We start from the raw sequence: 270 nt of genomic DNA, 5'->3' as shown, positions 1-270 counted from the left end.
AATTAGTATGACCAAATTTAAAAATATTATAATGCGGATGACAGCAGGGGGAGAGACTACGAATCGTAGCGCCGAAGGAGCAAACAACATGTGAATCTCTCAGGCAAAAGAACTCTTGTTTGACGCAGCTCTGGAGAGTGCTGCATTAATAGCAGCCACCAAAGGGGAAAGCCATTTAAGGTAAACTTTCAGGTGCAAGGACAGAGACCTTCTTAAAATCATAGGGGGGGTTCTGTCCTTTTTTATGTTTTAGGCTCTGTTAAACGACAT

1 riboswitch is annotated in these 270 nt (G+C 42.2%).

What is annotated here, in order from left to right:
* Positions 1-37 precede the first annotated feature (37 nt).
* Positions 38-125, top strand: a riboswitch (glycine riboswitch).
* The last annotated feature ends 145 nt before the right edge of the window (positions 126-270 follow it).

This window comes from Neobacillus drentensis (assembly GCF_036965645.1).
Taxonomy (GTDB): domain Bacteria; phylum Bacillota; class Bacilli; order Bacillales; family Cytobacillaceae; genus Neobacillus; species Neobacillus drentensis_D.
This window is presented reverse-complemented; position numbering and strand designations above follow the sequence as displayed.